General features: G+C 72.2%; 16 protein-coding genes. 7 read left to right on the top strand and 9 right to left on the bottom strand.

The features are described from left to right. Positions 1–78: 78 nt before the first annotated feature. From Cco03nite_RS39525 to Cco03nite_RS39505, 5 genes are all read right to left on the bottom strand, one after another. Positions 79–1,638: a S1C family serine protease gene (locus Cco03nite_RS39525; protein WP_203699169.1), complete on the bottom strand. Its 1,560-nt coding sequence runs from the start codon at positions 1,636–1,638 to the stop codon at positions 79–81. Positions 1,639–1,745: 107 nt separating this feature from the next. Further along, positions 1,746–3,290 carry a sensor histidine kinase gene (locus Cco03nite_RS39520; protein ID WP_203699172.1) on the bottom strand — a complete coding sequence of 515 codons (1,545 nt, stop codon included), beginning with the start codon at positions 3,288–3,290 and terminating at the stop codon, positions 1,746–1,748. A gap of 56 nt (positions 3,291–3,346) precedes the next feature. After that, positions 3,347–4,033 (bottom strand): response regulator transcription factor, encoded by a 687-nt coding sequence (locus Cco03nite_RS39515; protein ID WP_373314440.1) that lies wholly within the window; start codon positions 4,031–4,033, stop codon positions 3,347–3,349. A gap of 102 nt (positions 4,034–4,135) precedes the next feature. Continuing rightward, positions 4,136–4,957 (bottom strand): lysophospholipid acyltransferase family protein, encoded by an 822-nt coding sequence (locus Cco03nite_RS39510; RefSeq protein WP_203699167.1) that lies wholly within the window; start codon positions 4,955–4,957, stop codon positions 4,136–4,138. 34 nt (positions 4,958–4,991) lie between these two features. Further along, complete coding sequence (locus Cco03nite_RS39505) at positions 4,992–5,735, bottom strand: GNAT family N-acetyltransferase (RefSeq protein WP_203699166.1); 744 nt, start codon at positions 5,733–5,735, stop codon at positions 4,992–4,994. A gap of 79 nt (positions 5,736–5,814) precedes the next feature. Here Cco03nite_RS39505 and Cco03nite_RS39500 point away from each other — a divergent pair, with 79 nt between their 5' ends. The 5 genes from Cco03nite_RS39500 (at position 5,815) to Cco03nite_RS39480 (ending at position 13,908) form a co-directional block, all read left to right on the top strand. Beyond that, positions 5,815–6,492, top strand: a complete 678-nt coding sequence (locus tag Cco03nite_RS39500; RefSeq protein WP_203699165.1) for a hotdog fold domain-containing protein — start codon at positions 5,815–5,817, stop codon at positions 6,490–6,492. A 220-nt stretch (positions 6,493–6,712) separates the two neighbouring features. Beyond that, the gene (locus tag Cco03nite_RS39495) at positions 6,713–10,438 is read left to right on the top strand and encodes a multifunctional oxoglutarate decarboxylase/oxoglutarate dehydrogenase thiamine pyrophosphate-binding subunit/dihydrolipoyllysine-residue succinyltransferase subunit (protein ID WP_203699164.1); all 3,726 of its coding nucleotides are present in this window, start codon (positions 6,713–6,715) and stop codon (positions 10,436–10,438) included. A 71-nt stretch (positions 10,439–10,509) separates the two neighbouring features. Continuing rightward, positions 10,510–10,686 carry a DUF6104 family protein gene (locus Cco03nite_RS39490; RefSeq protein ID WP_170213164.1) on the top strand — a complete coding sequence of 59 codons (177 nt, stop codon included), beginning with the start codon at positions 10,510–10,512 and terminating at the stop codon, positions 10,684–10,686. A gap of 52 nt (positions 10,687–10,738) precedes the next feature. Then, positions 10,739–12,817, top strand: a complete 2,079-nt coding sequence (gene pta, locus Cco03nite_RS39485; RefSeq protein ID WP_203699163.1) for a phosphate acetyltransferase — start codon at positions 10,739–10,741, stop codon at positions 12,815–12,817. Further along, positions 12,814–13,908, top strand: a complete 1,095-nt coding sequence (locus Cco03nite_RS39480; RefSeq protein WP_203699162.1) for an acetate kinase — start codon at positions 12,814–12,816, stop codon at positions 13,906–13,908. Before pta ends, Cco03nite_RS39480 begins: the two co-directional genes overlap by 4 nt. A 52-nt stretch (positions 13,909–13,960) precedes the next feature. On the opposite strand, the gene Cco03nite_RS39475 is transcribed toward Cco03nite_RS39480, so the two are convergent. After that, a complete protein-coding gene (locus tag Cco03nite_RS39475) occupies positions 13,961–14,440 on the bottom strand; it encodes a LysM peptidoglycan-binding domain-containing protein (RefSeq protein WP_203699161.1) in 480 nt (159 codons plus the stop codon). Positions 14,441–14,579: 139 nt separating this feature from the next. On the opposite strand from Cco03nite_RS39475, the gene Cco03nite_RS39470 reads away from it, so the two are divergent. After that, a complete protein-coding gene (locus tag Cco03nite_RS39470) occupies positions 14,580–15,125 on the top strand; it encodes a GNAT family N-acetyltransferase (RefSeq protein WP_203699160.1) in 546 nt (181 codons plus the stop codon). A gap of 89 nt (positions 15,126–15,214) precedes the next feature. Continuing rightward, on the top strand, positions 15,215–15,430 hold the full coding sequence (locus Cco03nite_RS39465; protein ID WP_239168033.1) for a hypothetical protein: 216 nt from the start codon (positions 15,215–15,217) through the stop codon (positions 15,428–15,430). 6 nt (positions 15,431–15,436) lie between these two features. Here Cco03nite_RS39465 and Cco03nite_RS39460 read toward each other — a convergent pair whose 3' ends face one another. The 3 genes from Cco03nite_RS39460 to Cco03nite_RS39450 form a co-directional block, all read right to left on the bottom strand. After that, entirely contained in the window at positions 15,437–16,408 is a 972-nt protein-coding gene (locus Cco03nite_RS39460; protein ID WP_203699159.1) for a zinc-binding dehydrogenase, read from the bottom strand. A 320-nt stretch (positions 16,409–16,728) separates the two neighbouring features. Continuing rightward, the gene (locus tag Cco03nite_RS39455) at positions 16,729–17,853 is read right to left on the bottom strand and encodes an NAD(P)-dependent malic enzyme (protein ID WP_203699170.1); all 1,125 of its coding nucleotides are present in this window, start codon (positions 17,851–17,853) and stop codon (positions 16,729–16,731) included. 238 nt (positions 17,854–18,091) lie between these two features. Continuing rightward, positions 18,092–18,451, bottom strand: a complete 360-nt coding sequence (locus Cco03nite_RS39450) for a S24/S26 family peptidase (protein WP_203699158.1) — start codon at positions 18,449–18,451, stop codon at positions 18,092–18,094. Positions 18,452–18,540: the final 89 nt, after the last annotated feature.

Here is an 18,540-nt window from a genome sequence, read left to right as displayed (position 1 = left end):
GGGTGGTGGTGACCAACCCCGATGGTCACCACCACCCGCCGCCGGGTGGGGAGGAGGCACAGATCCTGTGCGCTGCTATTAGGACGCTTCGCCGAGCGTGACAGTTGCCGTCTTTGCCTCGCCGTTTCGGGTGAACTCGACGGTCACCTGCTGCCCGACGGTGCCCGATTGGACGGCAGACACCAGGTCATCGCTGTCGTTGATGATTTTCCCGTTGAACTTGCTGATGATGTCGCCCTTCTGCAGCCCCGCCTTGTTGGCCGGGCTGTTCTCGGTCACCGCGCTGATGGCGGCGCCGCCGGTGTCCGAGGCGGTCACGGAGACGCCCAGGTACGGGTGGCTGACCGGCTTGCCGTTCATGATCTGCTCGGCGATGCCCTTGGCCTTGTTGCTCGGGATGGCGAATCCGACGCCGATGTTGCCGTCGCTGCTGCCGTTGGTGGCGATGGCGGTGTTGACGCCGATCACCTCGCCCTTGGTGTTGACCAGCGCGCCGCCGGAGTTGCCCGGGTTGATCGGGGCGTCGGTCTGCAGCAGGCCGGACAGCGAGGTGGAGCGGCCCTCGCCGACCGAGATGGTGCGGTCGCGGGCGCTGATGATGCCGGCGGTCACCGAGCCGCGCAGGCCCAGCGGGCTGCCGATGGCCAGCGCGGTGTCACCGACGGTGACCTGGTCGCTGTTGCCGAACGGGGCGGGCTTGAGGCCGGTCGCGCTGGCCTTCACCACACCGAGGTCGGTGCGCGGGTCGGTGCCCACGATCTTGGCCGGCACCTTCTTGCCGCTGGACAGGGTGACCGTGACGTCACGGCCTTCGGCCCCGGCGACCACGTGGTTGTTGGTCAGGATGTAGCCGTCCTCGGTGAGGATGATGCCCGAGCCCTCACCCGAGCCGGTGCTGATGTTCACCACGCTGGGCTGGATCGCCGCGGCGACGCCGGACAGCGAGGACCGGTCGACCACGGGCGCGGCGGCGGTGCTGCCGGACGACACCGTGATCTTGCCGTCCTGGGCGTAGTTCGTCGCGATGACGGCGCCGGCCACCCCGGACCCGAGCGCGAGCAGCACCGCGGCGACCGAGCCGAGGGCCACCTTGGCGATGGTCCCGCCGACGCTCTTGCCGGGCGTGCCGGGCGGGGTCCACGCGGGCTGGCCGGCGGTCGGGTAGGAACCCGTCGGGTAGCCCGCGGCGGGATGGCCCGACGCCGGGTAACCGGAGGCGGGGTATCCCGAGCCGGGGTAACCGGATGTCGGGTAGGTCGACGGGGTACCCGGGTAGGCGGAGCTGGGCTGCGCGGAGGCCGGGGCGGACTGCGGGTATCCCTGCTGCTGGTATCCGGCCTGCGCGGCGCCCGGGTAGGCGGCCGCGGGCGGCTGCGGTCCAGCCGGGGGCTGGGGTCCGGTCGGCTGCGCGGACGCCGGGGCCGCCGCCGCGGCCGGCTGCGCCCACGTCGCCGGGGCGGGCTCGACCGGCAGGCCGGGCGCCGGAGCGGCCGGCTGGGGCGGGGTGACCACGGTGTCGTCGGGTGCCGCGTGAGCAGGAGTGGCCGGCACGGAGCCGGCCGTCGCCTCCGGACGCGGGGGTACGGCGGCAGGCTCGGCCGGCTGCGCTGCGGTCTGGGGCTTGTCGTACTCGCTCATGTCCTCAGTCTTCCGTGCGACGCTGCGTCTGTTCTGGGTTGGATCTGGAAAATGTCTGTGAGTCGGGCCCGGTCACGGGTCGAACACGGGGTCGAAGGCGCGCTTCATCAGGCGTCCACCTGCTGCGACGGGCTGTCGAACTGATCATCTGCATCGTCGGTGATCTCAACGAGCGGCACCCGTACCCGGAACACGGCGCCCTTGCCGGGCTCGCTGTCGACCTCGATCGTGCCGTGGTGCGCCTCCACCAGCGCGGCCACGATGGCCAGGCCCAGTCCGGTGCTGACGTGGCCGTTCGCCCGGCGGGTCCGGGCGGCGTCCGCGCGGAAGAACCGCTCGAACACCCGGTCCCGCTGGGCCGGGTCGAGGCCGGGGCCTTCGTCGGCCACCTCCAGCACAGCCTGCCCCGCCTCGGAGCGCAGCCGCAACTCGACGCGGGTGCCCGGGGGCGTGTGTGCCAGGGCGTTGCTCATGAGGTTGCCGATGACCTGCCGCAGCCGGGCGTCGTCCCCGGCGACCACCAGCGGGCCGGCGTCCGGTGCGACGGACAGGTCCACCACCCGGTCCGGGCCCATCACCCGCGCGGCCTGCACCGCCTCCACCGCCAGCACCCGCAGCTCGACCGGGGCGGGGTGCACCTGGCGCTCCTGGTCCATCCGGGCCAGCAGCAGCAGGTCGTCCACGAGCAGCCCCATCCGGCGGGACTCGTCCTCGATCCGCTTCACCAGTGCGGCGGTCTCCTCCGGCTCGCGCGCCGCGCCCTGCCGGTACAGCTCGGCGAAGCCGCGGATGGTCGTCAGCGGCGTACGCAGCTCGTGCGAGGCGTCGGCGACGAAGCGCCGCATCTTCTCCTCCGACCGGCGCGCCCGTCCCTCGGAGACCTGCGCGGCCACGGCGGCGTCGCGGGCCGCGGACTCGGCGGAACGGGCCGACGTCTCGGAGGCGGCGCGGGCCGTGAACGCGGTCTCGATCTGCGCCAGCATCGCGTTGAGCGCGCGGGCCAGCGAGCCGACCTCGGTGCGGGGCGTCACGCACCCCTCCTCGGGGTCGGGCACGCGCTGGGTCAGGTCGCCGCCGGCGATCGCCCGCGCTGTCTTCTCGATCGCGGCGAGCGGCCGCAGGCTGCGCCGTACCAGTTCGGTGCCGATCATCGCGGCCAGGATGAGCACGGCCGCGCCGCCGTAGATGTTGATCCACAACAGGCGCTGGACCGCGGCGTCGATGGTGGTGGTCCGCTCCGCGACCAGGAACACGTCGGTGCGGTTACCCAGCTTCAGGTCTCCCACGAGGACCCGCCAGTTGGGCGCGCCGTCGCGCGCGTGGACTGTGAGGTACTCACCGACCCGGCCGCGCAGCGCGTCCGGCGGCGGCAGGTTGGGCAGGTCCTGCTTGGTCACGTTGGAGGGCGCGTAGAAGCCCCAGGGATCCTCGCCCGGCGCGAGCTCGCCCTCCTTCTCCCCGCCGATGATGAAATCGCTGGGCAGCAGGACGGTGGTGCTGTTGCCGGGCCGGAAGGAGACCTTGGACACCTCGTCCTTCAGCACCGTCATGGCGCCGTCGAGGTCGCCGTCGAGGCGGTCGGTGAGGTAGCGGCGCATCGCCATGTGGCTGGCCACGCCGATCAGCACGATCGCCAGGACCAGCAGCAGCATGGTGTACGCGACGAGCTTTACCCGAAGCGGCTGGTCCTGGGTCGGCCGGCGCAGCCTCACGACGTCGGCTTGCGCAGCACGTAGCCGACGCCGCGCAGGGTCTGGATGAGCCGGGGCGAGACGTTGTCGACCTTGCGGCGCAGGTACGAGATGTAGGACTCGACGATGTTGTCGTCGCCCCGGAAGTCGTAGTTCCACACGTGGTCGAGGATCTGCGCCTTGGACAGCACCCGGTTGGGGTTGAGCATCAGGTAGCGCAGCAGCTTGAACTCGGTCGGCGACAGCTGCACCAGGTTGCCCGCCCGGCGCACCTCGTGCGTCTCCTCGTCCAGCTCCAGGTCGGCGAAGGTGAGCCGGGGAGTGCCGGTCTCGCCGTTGGTGCGCCGCAGCACCGCGCGGATGCGGGCGGTCAGCTCCTCCAGGCTGAACGGCTTGGTGACGTAGTCGTCGCCGCCCAGGGTCAGCCCGCGGATCTTGTCGTCGGTGGCGTCGCGCGCGGTCAGGAACACCACCGGCACGCGGCCGCGGTCCTGGCGCAGCTGTTTGATCACCTCGAAGCCGTCCAGGTCCGGCAGCATCACGTCGAGCACGACGAGGTCGGGCCGCGCCTTCGCGGCGGCGTCGAGCGCGGTCGCCCCGTCGCCCACCGCCTTGACCTCGAAGCCCGCGAAACGCAGGCTGGCCGACAGCAGCTCCAGGATGTTCGGGTCATCCTCCACCACGAGCAGATTCGCCTCAGGCATGTTCTCCATCCTGCGCCGGGTCGCTCGCCCGGCGCTGTGGATAGCCTGAACGCTTCCTGTGAATTGAACGACAGATTCCGGCGAATCAGCTGAATTCGGACCTCAGGACATGGGCAGGTCGGCGTGCGAGAGGCGGGCGGCCAGCTCGCGGCGGGGCGCGTCGGCCGGTCGCGGCGCGGCCAGCAGCACGGCCGCGGACAGGCCGCGCGCGGCGAGCACCCGGCGCAGCGATACCACCAGGCTGTCGTCGCCGACGAAACCCGCCGCCGGATGGGCGTAGCGCAGCGTGAACGTCTGCACCGGCGCGCCCGCGTCGATGGCGGCCTGCAGGAACGCCGCCCGCCACGGCACCGGGTGCGGCCCGCAGGTGGTCGTCCCCTCGGGGAACACCTGCACCGCCTGCCCCGCCCGCAACGCGGCGGTGACCTGGGTCACCGTGTCCGGCAGTGCCCGCGGCCTGGCCCGGTCCACGAAGATCGTCCGCTGCCGCCGGGCGATCCGCCCGATCACCGGCCAGGTGGCGACCTCGGTCTTGGCCACCATGCGCAGCCCTCCGGCGCGACGGCTCAGCGCCGTCATCACCACGATGTCCAGCCAGGACACGTGGTTGCCGACCAGCAGCGTGCCGGGCACGACCGCCGGCCCGGTCACCCGCAGCCGGATGCCCAGAGCCCGCAGCAGCGCGCGGGCCATCAGGTCGGGCCGCCACGGCAGCAGCACCCCGAGCAGCAGCACCAGCCCGCCCGCCACGGTCCGCAGCACCCGGCGCGCCCGGCCGACCTGCGGCCCCCCGTCGCACCCGCACTGGCGGCCGCAGTCCGCGTACGGCCGCCAGAGCTGGTCGAACGGAATCCGCGGCGGCGCGGCCGGGCGGACCTGCGCCGGTGCGGTCGGCGCGATCGCCGCCCGGGGCGCGGTTCTCATCGCTCGCACTGTGCTCACCCCTGTCGCGAGCCGCTCACGCGGCCAGGAAGTGCTTGAGGTAGCGCGGGTCGATCCGGTCCACACCGAGCAGCACGTAGAAGTCGGCCACGCCGAAGGACGGGTCGTACGCGGGCGCGCCGGCAACCCAGGCGCCCAGCCGCAGGTAGCCGCGCAGCAGCGGCGGCGCGGCGGCGATGGTCGCGGGCCGCCCGACGGGCTGCGCCTGCCAGGGGGTACGCGGCAGCACGCGCAGCTGCGGCGGGGACAGGTGCTTGCGGGACACCAGGTCCCACACCTGCGACGCCTGCGCGCCCCCGTCGGCCAGCGGCACCGAGGCGCAGCCGCTGAGCCAGCGGTGCCCCATCCGGTCGAGGTACTTGGCGATGCCGGCCCACATCAGGTTGATCACGGCGCCGGTGCGATGGTCGGGGTGCACGCAGCTGCGTCCCGCCTCGACCAGCTGGTCGCGCAGCACGGTGAGCGCGCTCAGGTCGAACTCGCTGTCGCCGTACCGGCGGCCCAGCCAGATGGCCCGCTGCGGGGGCAGCAGCCGGTACGTGCCGACGATCTCCCCGGTGCGGTCCTCCCGCACCACCAGGTGATCGCAGTACGCGTCGTACTCGTCGACGTCCAGGCCCCCCGTGTCGGGAAGCTGGGCGCCCATCTCCTCGGCGAAGACGCGGTAGCGCAGCCGCTGGGCCGCCTCGACCGTGGCCGCGTCCCCGGCGATCAGCGCGGAGTAGCCGGTGGGGGCGGCGGTGAGCAACATCGTTGTCATGTGCCCTGTGTAGAAGCCCTGCTTGACACCTGGGCCCGTGCTGGATGACCGGCACATGAAGAGTGAGAGGCTTGGAGGCATGACCTCCCTGGTGATCGACGCCCGGCACAACGGCCCGCCCGGCTCCGGCAACGGCGGCTGGACGAGTGGCCTGGTCGCGGGGGCTGTCGGCGCGGGCGACGGGCTGATCGAGATCACCTTGCGCAAGCCGCCCCCGCTGGACACGCCGCTGGCGGTCGCCGCGACGGACGACGGCTGGGCGGTGGCCGACCCGGACGGCGCGCTGATCGCCTCGGCGGTGCGCCGCGCCGACGACATCCCGGCCGTGCCGCCGGTGAGCCGCACCGAGGCCCTCGCCGCGTCGGGCCGCTACGCCGGGCACACCGACCACCCGTTCCCGACCTGTTTCGTCTGCGGGCCGCTGCGGGCGGACGGGCTGCGCATCTTCCCGGGGCGGCTGGCCGACGGCCGGACGGCGGCCACCTTCGTGGTGCCGCCCGAGGTCTCGCCGACGGTGGTGTGGGCGGCGCTGGACTGCCCCGGCGGCTGGGCGGTCATCGACCGGGACCAGGCGTTCGTGCTCGGCCGGTACGCCGTGGCGGTGGACGGGCTGCCGGAGTCCGACGACGAGTGCGTGGTCGTCGGGCAGCCGGTACGCCGGGAGGGCCGCAAGGCGCTGGTCCGCTCGTCGCTCTACGCCCCGGACGGGGCCCTGCTGGCACGGGCCGAGGCGACCTGGATCGCGGTGGCCGGCTGAGGCGGTCCGCTCACCGTAGGTGAGGTCGCCGTACGGCCTGGCTGTGCCCCGGGTCACGTCCGAGCTGCGGTTTCGCCCCGGGCGTACTGTCGCGGACACGACGGCGTGTGTCATGCGACACGGAGCCGTGCCGCGAGTGCCGCCCCACAGCGCACCGCGTAGCCTGGGAGCCGGTTTTCTGAGTACTCGTTAAAGACGTGCGGAAGAGGCGAAAGAACCCGTGTCGACCCAGCACACGTCGGGCACCGGCCCGACTGGCCGCTCAGTTCAGGACAACCCACTGGCGAGCTTCGGTCCGAACGAGTGGATCGTGGAGGAGATGTACCAGCGGTACCTCGCCGACCCGACCAGCGTCGACCCGGCGTGGCACGACTTCTTCGCCGACTACAAGCCGGCGGACAGCGCCCCGGCCGCCGCGAAGCCGGCCGCCCCCGCGAAGGCCGCCGCGCCGGCCCAGCCGGCCGCTCCGGCGCAGCCCGCCCCCGCCGCGGCACAGCCCGCGGCCGCGGCTCCCGCCGCTGCTGCGGCGCAGGCCGCCCCGGCCGCCGCCAAGGCGGCCCCGGCGCAGGCCAAGCCCGTCGAGAAGGCCACGCCCGCGGGCGCGCAGGTGACGCCGCTGCGCGGCATCGCCGCCAAGATCGTCGAGAACATGGACGCCTCGCTGGAGGTGCCGACCGCCACGAGCGTGCGCGCCGTGCCGGCGAAGCTGATCTCCGACAACCGCATCGTGATCAACAACCACCTGACCCGCGGTCGCGGTGGCAAGGTCAGCTTCACCCACCTCATCGGGTACGCGATGGTGCGCGCCATCGGCATGCACCCCGAGATGAACAACCACTTCGCCGTGGTCAACGGCAAGCCGTCGCTGGTCAAGCCGGAGCACGTCAACCTCGGCATCGCCATCGACCTGGCCAAGCCCGACGGCACGCGCAACCTGGTGGTGCCGTCCATCAAGGGCTGCGAGCAGATGGACTTCCGCCAGTTCTGGCAGGCGTACGAGGACGTGGTGCGCCGGGCTCGCAAGAACGAGCTGACCATGGACGACTACAGCGGCACCACGACCTCGCTGACCAACCCCGGCGGCATCGGCACGGTGCACTCGATCCCGCGCCTGATGCAGGGCCAGAGCGCCATCATCGGCGTCGGCGCGATGGAGTACCCGGCCCCGTTCTCGGGCATGAGCGAGTCGCAGCTGGCCGACATGGCCGTCAGCAAGATCATCTCGCTGACCAGCACCTACGACCACCGGGTCATCCAGGGCGCGCAGTCCGGCGAGTTTCTCAAGGTCATGCACGAGCTGCTGCTCGGCGAGCACGGCTTCTACGACGAGATCTTCACCGCGCTGCGCATCCCGTACGAGCCGGTCCGCTGGGTGCGCGACATCGCGCACACCTCCGAGGGCCAGATCGACAAGGCCGCGCGGGTCATCGAGCTGATCCACTCCTACCGGGTCCGGGGCCACCTGATGGCCGACACCGACCCGCTGGAGTTCACCATCCGCAAGCACCCGGACCTGGACGTGCGCCAGCACGACCTGACCCTGTGGGACCTGGACCGCACGTTCCCGGTCGGCGGCTTCGCCGGCAAGGACGTGATGAAGCTGCGCGACATCCTGGGCGTGCTGCGCGACTCCTACTGCCGCCGCGTCGGCGTGGAGTACATGCACATCACCGACCCGGAGGAGCGCCGCTGGATCCAGCAGCGGGTCGAGCGCAAGTACACCAAGCCCAGCTCGGAGGAGCAGCAGCACGTCCTGGGCCGGCTCAACGCCGCCGAGGCGTTCGAGACCTTCCTGCAGACCAAGTACGTCGGCCAGAAGCGGTTCTCGCTGGAGGGCGGCGAGTCGCTGATCCCGCTGCTGGACGAGATCCTGCAGGCCTCCGCCGAGGGCGGCCTGGACGAGGTCGTCATCGGCATGGCCCACCGCGGCCGGCTCAACGTGCTCGCCAACATCGTCGGCAAGCCGTACGAGAAGATCTTCGGCGAGTTCGAGGGCCACCTCGACCCGAAGACCGCGCAGGGCTCCGGCGACGTGAAGTATCACCTGGGCATGACCGGCAAGTTCACCTCGCCGGACGGGCAGTTCTCGACCACCGTGTCGCTGGCCGCCAACCCCTCGCACCTGGAGGCCGTGGACCCGGTGCTGGAGGGCATCGTCCGGGCCAAGCAGGACCGCCTCGACCTGGGCCTGCACGGCTACACCGTGCTGCCGCTGCTGGTGCACGGCGACGCCGCGTTCGCCGGCCAGGGCGTGGTCGCCGAGACCCTGAACCTGTCGCAGCTGCGCGGCTACCGCACCGGCGGCTCCGTGCACGTGGTCGTCAACAACCAGGTCGGCTTCACCACCGCCCCGGAGTACAGCCGCTCGTCGCTGTACAGCACCGACGTCGCGCGCATGATCCAGGCGCCGATCTTCCACGTCAACGGCGACGACCCCGAATCGGTCGTCCGGGTGGCGCGGCTGGCGTTCGAGTACCGCCAGGCGTTCAACAAGGACGTCGTGATCGACCTGGTCTGCTACCGCCGCCGGGGGCACAACGAGGGCGACGACCCGTCGATGACCAACCCGCTGATGTACCAGATCATCGACGCCAAGCGCTCGGTGCGGAAGCTGTACACCGAGGAGCTGATCGGCCGCGGCGACATCACCGTCGAGCAGGCCGAGGAGGCGCTGCGCGACTACCAGACGCAGCTGGAGACGGTCTTCAAGGCCACCCGCGACGCGGTCGCCGGGGTGTCCAGCAGGCTGACCCGGGCCCGCGAGGTGCTGCCGGAGCCGGCCGTGGCCACCGCGATCCCGACCGACCTGGTCCGCCGCATCGGCGAGGCGCACACCGCGCTGCCGGAGGGCTTCACCCCGCACAAGCGCATCCAGCAGCTGCTGGACAAGCGGGCGAAGATGGCCGTCGAGGGCGACATCGACTGGGGCTTCGGCGAGATCATCGCGTTCGCCTCGCTGCTGGCCCAGGGCGTGACCGTGCGCCTGTCCGGCCAGGACTCGCGCCGCGGCACGTTCGTGCAGCGGCACGCGGCGATCGTGGACGCGCAGACCGGCGGCGACTTCCTGCCGGCCACCGCGGTGGCCGCCGACGACGCCCGCTTCCATGTGCAGGACTCCCTGCTCAGCGAGTACGCCGCGCTCGGCTTCGAGTACGGCTACTCGGTCGAGGACCCGTCCGCGCTGGTGCTGTGGGAGGCGCAGTTCGGCGACTTCGTCAACGGCGCCCAGTCGGTGATCGACGAGTTCATCAGCTCGGGCGAGGTCAAGTGGGGCCAGCAGTCCAGCCTCGCGATCCTGCTGCCGCACGGCCACGAGGGCCAGGGCCCCGACCACACCTCGGGCCGCCCGGAGCGCTGGCTGCAGCTGGCCGCCGAGGACAACATGCGCGTCGCCATCCCGTCGACCCCGGCCAGCCACTTCCACCTGCTGCGCCGCCAGGCGCTGTCGAGCAAGCGCAAGCCGCTGGTCGTGTTCACGCCGAAGTCGCTGCTGCGCCACCGCCTCGCGGTGTCGTCGGTCGCCGACTTCACCGAGGGCACCTTCCAGCCGGTGCTGGGCGAGACCGCGCAGCTCGACGCGGCGCAGGTCAAGCGGGTGCTGCTGTGCTCGGGCAAGGTCTACTACGACCTGGTCCAGGCGCGGCAGGAGCGCGGCGTCACCGACACCGCGATCATCCGCCTGGAGCAGCTCTACCCGCTGCCGGTGGAGGAGCTGAAGGCGGAGCTGGCCAAGTACGCCGGCGCCGAGGATTTCTGCTGGGTGCAGGAGGAGCCGGCCAACCAGGGCGCCTGGTCGTTCGTCGCCCTGAACCTGCTGGAGCACCTGGACGGGGTGCGCATGCGCCGCATCTCCCGCCCGGCTGCCGCGGCCCCGGCCGTGGGCTCCACCAAGCTGCACGACGTCGAGCAGGCCGCGCTGCTGGAGGCGGCGCTGCCCCGCTCCTGAACAAGACGATGACCGCCGTCCCCGGCCCGCAGGCGCGGGGCGGGGACGGCGGCTTCTCCTTAAGGACTGCCATGTACTTCACCGACCGCGGTATCGAGGAGCTGGTCGAGCGCCGGGGCGACGAGCAGGTCACCCTGGAGTGGCTGGCCGAGCGCCTGCGCGACTTCATCGACCTGAACCCCGAGTTCGAGACCCCCGTCGAGCGCTTCGCCACCTGGCTCGCCCGCCTCGACGAGGACGACGAGTAGATCACCCGATAGGCCGGGTAACACACGTCGAGCCACAGCCACGCCGTACGGTATGACTGTGGCTCGTGGCGTATATGTGACCGGCGTCGAGGCGGGCGGCGGCAAGTCCGCCGTGGCTCTGGGCCTCGCGGAACTGCTCAGCAGACGGGTGCGCAGGCTGGGCGTGTTCCGCCCGCTCACCCGCGACGACGGTGAGACCGACCCGGTGGTGGCGCTGCTGCGCAGCCGCTACGGCACGGTCGGCGCGGCCGGGCCGAGCTACCAGCACGCGTCGGAGCTGCTGGGCGCGCACCGGGCGGACGACCTGGTCGGCGAGATCCTGGAGCACTACCACGCGCTGGAGCGCTCCTGCGACGCCGTGATCATCGTGGGCACCGACTTCGGCCGCACGCTGGGCGAGGGCCACGACGAGCCCGCCCTGCCCGAGGAGCTGCAGCTCAACCTGCGTATCGCTGGTGAGCTGGGGGCCTCGGTGCTGCCGGTGGTCAACGGGCACCGGCGGGACTCCGGGGACATCGCGGACGCCGTGCGCGCCGCGTACTACGCCTGCGACGAGCTGCCGGTGCTGGCCGTGATCGCCAACCGGGTGGCCCCGGGCGCGGACTCGCGGCTGCCGCTGCTGCCCGTGCCGGTGTACGCGATCCCCCAGTTGCCGGCGATCGCCGCGCCGACGGTCGCCGAGGTGGCCGCCGCGCTGCACGCGAACCCGGTGCACGGCGCGACCCCGGGCGCGATGGCCCGGGACGTGGTCAGCGCCGTGGTCGGTGCAGCCTCGGTGCCGACGTTCCTGGAGCACCTGCGGGACAACTGCCTGGTCGTGACACCCGGCGATCGGGCCGACCTGATCGTGGCGACGTTCGCCGCGCACCTGGGCGGCCAGGCGGCGGTGTCGGGGCTGCTGCTGACGTTGGGTGTGGAGCCCGATCCGCGGGTGGTGGCGCTGGTGAGCCGGTTCCGGGTGGAGCTGCCGATCTTCACGGTGCCCTCGGACAGCTACGACACGGTGGCCGCGCTGACCGGGCTGGAAGGACGGCTGCGCGGCGACAACCAGCGCAAGGTGGACGCGGCGCTGGGCCTGTTCGAGTCGCACGTGGACTCGATCGAGCTGGCGGGGCGGCTGGACCTGAGCCGGCCGGACCGGGTCACCCCGCTGATGTTCGAGTACGAGCTGATCGAGCGCGCCCGCGCGGACCGCCGCCACGTGGTGCTGCCGGAAGGCGTCGAGGAGCGCATCCTGCGGGCCGCCGAGGCGCTCAGCCGCCGCGGCGTGTGCGACCTGACCCTGCTCGGCCCGGTGGACGAGATCGAGCAGCGGGCCCGCGAGCTGGGCCTGGACCTGGGCGACGCCCGGCTGGTCAACCCGGCCGACGCCCGCTGGCGCTCGGAGTTCGCGACCGAGTACGCCCGGATGCGTGCGCACAAGGGCATGACCCGCGACATCGCGTACGACCTGATGACCAACGTGAACTACTTCGGCACCATGATGGTGCACACCGGACGGGCCGACGCGATGGTCTCCGGCGCGGTGCACCCGACCGCGGACACCATCCGGCCCGCCTTCGAGATCATCAAGACCCAGCCCGGGGTGGGCGTCGCGTCCAGCGTGTTCTTCATGTGCCTGGCCGACCACGTGCTGGTGTACGGCGACTGCGCGATCAACCCGGATCCGACGCCGGAGCAGCTCGCCGACATCGCGCTGTCGTCTGCGGAGACGGCGGCCCGGTTCGGGGTGGAGCCACGGGTGGCCATGCTGTCGTACTCGACCGGCGGCTCCGGGCAGGGCGCCGAGGTGGACAAGGTGGCGCTGGCCACCAAGCTGGTCCGCGAACGGCGCCCGGACCTGCCGGTGGAGGGCCCGATCCAGTACGACGCGGCGGTCGATCCGAGCGTCGCAGCGACCAAGCTGCCGGGCAGCGAGGTGGCCGGGCGGGCCACCGTGCTGATCTTCCCGGACCTGAACACCGGCAACAACACGTACAAGGCGGTGCAGCGCTCGGCGGGCGCGGTCGCGGTGGGCCCGGTGATGCAGGGCCTGCGCAAGCCCGTCAACGACCTGTCCCGCGGCGCGACCGTGCGCGACATCATCTCGACCGTCGCCATCACGGCCATCCAGTCTCAGGTGGTTTCATGAAGATCCTGGTGCTCAACTGCGGCTCGGCCTCGGTGAAGTGGGGCCTGTACACCGACGGCAAGTCCGTCGACGGCGGGCTGATCGAGCGGGTCACCGACTGCGCCCAGGCGGTACGCGAGGTTCTCTTCAGCGCCGACGTGTCCGACGTGGACGCGGTCGGGCACCGGGTGGTGCACGGCGGCCTGCGCTTCACCGCGCCGACGCTGGTCGACGACGCGGTGCTGGAGGAGGTCACCCGGCTGGTCCCGCTGGCCCCGCTGCACAACCCGGTGAACCTGGAGGGCATCCGGATCGCCCGCGAGATGCTGCCCGGGGTGCCGCAGGTCGCCGTGTTCGACACCGCGTTCCACCGGACCATCCCGCCGGCGCAGGCGATGTACGCCATCGACGTCGAGGTGGCGCAGGAGAACGGGATCGCCCGCTACGGCTTCCACGGCACGTCCCACGAGTACGTCGCGCACCGGACCGCCGAGCTGCTCGGCCGGGACCCGGCCGAGACCAACGTGATCACGCTGCACCTGGGCAACGGGGCCAGCGCGTGCGCGGTGCGGGGTGGGCGCAGCAACGCCACCAGCATGGGCCTGAGCCCGCTGGAGGGCCTGGTGATGGGCAGCCGCAGCGGCAACATCGACCCCGCGGTGGTGTTCCACCTGCACCGCGTCGCCGGCATGTCCTTCGACGCCATCGACGACCTGCTGAACCAGCGCAGCGGCCTCAAGGGCCTGTGCGGCGACAACGACATGCGCGAGGTGCTGCGCCGGCGCGCCGAGGGCGACGAGGCGGCCGCGCTGGCCTTCGACGTGTACTGCGACCGCATCAAGATGTACGTCGGCGCGTACTACGCGCTGCTGGGCCGGGTCGACGCGATCACGTTCACGGCGGGGGTGGGCGAGAACGCCGCCCCGGTGCGGGCGGCGGCGCTGTCCGGGCTGGACGCGCTGGGCATCGTGGTGGACCCGGCGCGCAACGACGCGGCCGAGCGGGGCGAGCGGCTGATCTCCCCCGACGGCGCGAGCCCGGCCGTCTGTGTCGTGCCGACCGACGAGGAACTCGAGATCGCCAACCAGACCGCGGAACTGCTGGCCCGCTGAGCGACGACAGCGGCGGCGGACCTGTCGGCCCGCCGCCGCGTGACACGAGCCGTCACTCCGGGATCTTCAGGACCACACCCACGTTGATCAGGTTCGGGTTGGCGATGTTGTTCGCCTTCGCGATCTTCATGTACTGGCGGCCGTCGCCGTAGTACTGGGCGGCGATGTCCCACAGCGTGTCGCCGGACTTCACCTTGTACGTGCGCTCGGCCTTGGGCGCGGGCGCCGCCTTGGTCGTCGTGGCGGCGGCAGGAGCAGCGGGCTTGGGCGCGCCGGAGGGCGGAGGCGAGGGCTTGGGCGCGGCGGCCGCGGGTTCGGTGACCGACGGCGCGGCAGGTGGCGGCGCGGCCGGGGTCTGCGGAGGAGCGGCTTGGGCCTGCGCTTGCGTCTGGGCCTGCGCCTGCGCTTCCTGCGCCTTCTTCGCCTCCTCCTCTTCCTTCTTCTTCTTGCCCCACTTGAACGGGTTCATGAAGCCCGCGGCTTCATGTTCCAGGTTCTCCAGGCGGCCTTCCTTGTCCTGCGGCTCGCTCATCAGTCCCCCCGTGTCTGCGATCGATCACGATCCGACGCCAGACTAGCCCCGTTTGAAACCGTTTCGGACTGGTTCGCCGGAACCTCGAATGGGGCACAATGGCCACCGTCGTGATCATCGCAAGTGAAAGAGGACCGGCATGTTCACCTTTCCCCTCGGCGACGGCGCGGAGCTCCGGCCGCTGGAGCCGTGGAAGGCCGAGGAGTTCCTGGCCCACATGGACCGCGCGCGGGACGACGTCGACCCGTGGATCCCGTTCGCGAGCCGCTCCACCGATCTGGACTCGGCCCGCGCCACCCTGCAGCGCTACGCCGACCTGCAGGCCGCCGGCACCGGCCGGATCGTCGGCATCTGGCTGGACGGCACGCTGGTGGGCGGCACGATGCTGTTCGGCGTCGACGCCGAGGCGGGCAACGGCGAGATCGGGGTATGGCTGGAGCCGGCCGCCCAGGGCCGGGGACTCGTCACCCGGGCGTGCCGGGCGATGCTGGACTGGGCGTTCCACGAGCGCGGCCTGAGCCGGGTGCAGTGGGTGACCCGGCCGGACAACGTACGCAGCCTGGCCGTGGCGGCCCGGCTGGGCATGACCAGGGAGGGCGTGCTGCGCGAGTCCTACCCGTACCGCGGCAAGCGCTACGACAGCGAGTTCTGGTCGATGCTGGCGCACGAGTGGCGGGCCGCCTGAGCAGCACGACTTGCGCATCCTGATCGGACAGACCATCATCGACAATGTCGATGAACGAAACGGTCGACAACCGAGTCCGGGGAGGGTGCGTGCACGAACCGACCACGCGTACGGGTTCCATCGGTGCGGGCGCGAGCGGCCGGGCGGCGTACCCCCGGGTCTCGCCGTGCCGGCACTGCTCACGTCCGGTGCTGCGCGACAACGACGGCCGCTGGATCCACGCCGACCTGAGTTACGTCTGCCGTGACCTGTGGGGCGGCCTGGCGGAGACCACCGCGGAGCCGGCGGCGGCTCCGCGGGTCTGACCCGGCTCAGCCCTGGTGGTCGAGCACGATCTTGCCGAAGCCCGCGCCCGCGGCCAGCCGCTCGAAGGCCCCGCGGGCGTCGGCGAAGTCGAAGACGGTGTCCACCACCGGCGCGATCTTCCGGGCCGCCATCAGCTCCAGCAGCGCCGCCAGCTCGTCGCGGGTGCCCATGGTCGAGCCGACGACCTCCTGCTGCAGGAAGAAGATCCGGCGGAGGTCCACCGTGGCCAGGTGCCCGGAGGTCGAGCCGGACACCACGATCCGGCCGCCCGGCTTCGTGCTCTTCACGGAGTGGTCGAAGGTCGCCTCGCCGACGGTCTCGACGACCACGTCGACCCGCTCGGGCAGCCGCTCGCCGGGGGCCAGCACGGTCGCGCCCAGCCCGGCGGCGTTCTCCCGCTTGGCGGCGTCCCGGCTGGTCGCGTACACCCGCGCGCCGAGCGCCCCGGCCAGCACGATCGCCGCCGTGGCCACCCCGCCGCCCGCGCCCTGCACCAGCACGCTGCCGCCCTCGCGCAGCCGCCCACGGGTGGTGAGCATGCGGTACGCCGTCAGCCACGCCGTCGGCAGGCACGCCGCGTCCGTCCAGGTCATGCCCTCCGGTTTGGGCACCAGGTTGCGCCGCGGCACGGTCACCAGGTCGGCGAGGGTGCCCTGGTGGCGCTCGGACAGCAGCGAGCGCTTCGGGTCGAGCGTCTCGTCGCCGTCCCCGGCCGCCGGGTCGCCGACCACCGCGTGCACGACGACCTCGTTGCCGTCCTCGTCGACGCCGGCGGCGTCGCAGCCCAGGATCATCGGCAGCTGCTCGGCGGACAGCCCCACACCGCGCAGCGACCACAGGTCGTGGTGGTTCAGCGCGCTGGCCATCACGCGTACGGTGGTCCAGCCCTCGGCGGCCTGCGGCTCGGGCCGCTCGCCCACCACGAGGCCCGCCAGCGGGTTGTCCGGATTGATCGACTCGGCGTAGACGGCGCGCATGACCCCGACGCTAACAGCCGCTCCGGCCCCGGCCCAGAGCACCCTGAGGGTCCGTTAAGGAGTAACGCGTCACACCGGTCCCCGCGGCCGGCCCGCCGTCGCTGCTCGTCTGCCGTCGCGGCTCGGTCATGCCATAGCGGCTCCCGGCCCGCCATCGCGGCTCGGGGTCGCTGTAGCGGCTCGGGGCACAGGGATGCCCGGGAGATCTGCTGCGGGGGTGCGGGAAGGGCTCTGCGCGGCCCGTGGTGCGGGACGGGGGTCGGGCCCCGGCTCGGCCGCGGTGGCGGCGTCAGCGGGGCCCGACGGCCCCGCAGGGCCGGTCAGGCGCGTACCACGCCCTCGCGGCGCGCGGCGTCGGCCACGGCGGCCGCTACGGCGGGGGCCACCCGCGGGTCGAGCGCGCTGGGCACGACGGCCTCGGCGGAGAGCTCGGCGGCGACCACGTCGGCGATGGCGGTCGCGGCGGCCAGCTTCATGCCCTCGGTGATCCGGGTCGCGCGGGCCTCCAGCGCGCCGCGGAAGATGCCCGGGAAGGCGAGCACGTTGTTGATCTGGTTCGGGAAGTCGCTGCGGCCCGTCGCCACCACCGCGGCGTACCGGCCGGCCACGTCCGGGTGCACCTCGGGCGTCGGGTTGGCCAGCGCGAAGATCATCCCGCCGGGGGCCATCCGGGCCACCGCCTGCTCCGGGATCTGCCCGCCGGAGACGCCGATGAGCACGTCCGCGCCGTCCAGCGCCGCCTCGATGCCGCCGCTGACCCCGGCCGCGTTGGTGCGCTCCGCCAGTTCCGCCTTGGCCGAGCCGGGCACCAGGTCGGCCCGGCCCACGTGGATCGCGCCGCGCGAGTCGCACACGATCACCGCGGACGCCTCGACGCCGCCCGCGATCAGCATCTTGGTGACCGCGACCCCGGCCGCACCGGCGCCGGAGACCACCACGCGCAGGTCGCACAGCTTGCGGTCGAGCAGCGTCGCCGCGTTGCGCAGCGCAGCGAACACGACCACCGCGGTGCCGTGCTGGTCGTCGTGGAACACCGGGATGTCCAGCGCCTCGACCAGCCGCCGCTCGATCTCGAAGCAGCGCGGCGCGGCGATGTCCTCCAGGTTGATCCCGCCGAAGCTGGGCGCGAGCGCCTTGACGATCGACACGATCTCGTCCGGGTCCTGGGTGTCGAGGCACACCGGCACCGCGTCCACCCCGCCGAACTGCTTGAACAGGACCGCCTTGCCCTCCATCACGGGCATCGCCGCGCGCGGGCCGATGTTGCCCAGGCCGAGCACCGCCGAGCCGTCGGTCACCACCGCGACGGTGTGCCCGACCCAGGTGTAGTCGTCCATCAGGGCCGGGTTCTCCGCGATCGCCTCGCACACCAGCGCGACGCCGGGTGTGTAGGCGAGGGAGAGGTCTTCTCGGGTACTCAGGGGCACCGTACTGGCGACGGCCATCTTGCCGCCGCGATGCCGCTCGAATGCTGGATGATCCACTTTGAACTCCCACGATGACAACGCACACGAGCCGGGTCGGTTCAACGACGGGTCAGCGTTGACACGGCGCGGCGAGGTCACGGGGTTCTCCCGAGGTCAGGAGTCTAGACCCGGGCCCACACTTGATCAATGAGCGGGGCCGCCGGTCGTGGACCATTTCACACCTGGTGGGGACGCTGTCCGGTTCACGGTTCGTCACTCATGCCGGACGGCGGCCGCGCATCGTGGCCGGGTGCGGCCAGTACCGGCACAGCACCCGGCCGAGCACGTCGGCCACGCCGTACGCCCGCGAGTCGTCGGTGACCAGTCCGTTGTCGCCGCGCAGCCACCAGCCGCCGTCCTGGGCCCGCTCGACGCGCTTGACGACCAGCAGGCCGGGCCGGGACCGGAAGCGCGCGACCACCACGTCGCCGGGCCGCACCGGCCGGCCGCCGCGGTATACGAGCAGCATGTCCCCGTGTCGCAGGGTCGGCGCCATGGACGGTCCGTGAACGAGTACGGGAAACAGCGGCCAGCGCAACTGAGCCTCCCCGGCGGAGTAGGGTCGCAAGGGGATCATTGTCCCGTTCAGACCACGTACCTCATGGAGGATCCCGATGCAGTTCTTGAAAGGACGCAGCCTGAAGCCGCGCACGGTGGTCAGTGCTC

This window comes from Catellatospora coxensis (assembly GCF_016862635.1).
Lineage (GTDB): Bacteria > Actinomycetota > Actinomycetes > Mycobacteriales > Micromonosporaceae > Catellatospora > Catellatospora coxensis.
This window is presented reverse-complemented; position numbering and strand designations above follow the sequence as displayed.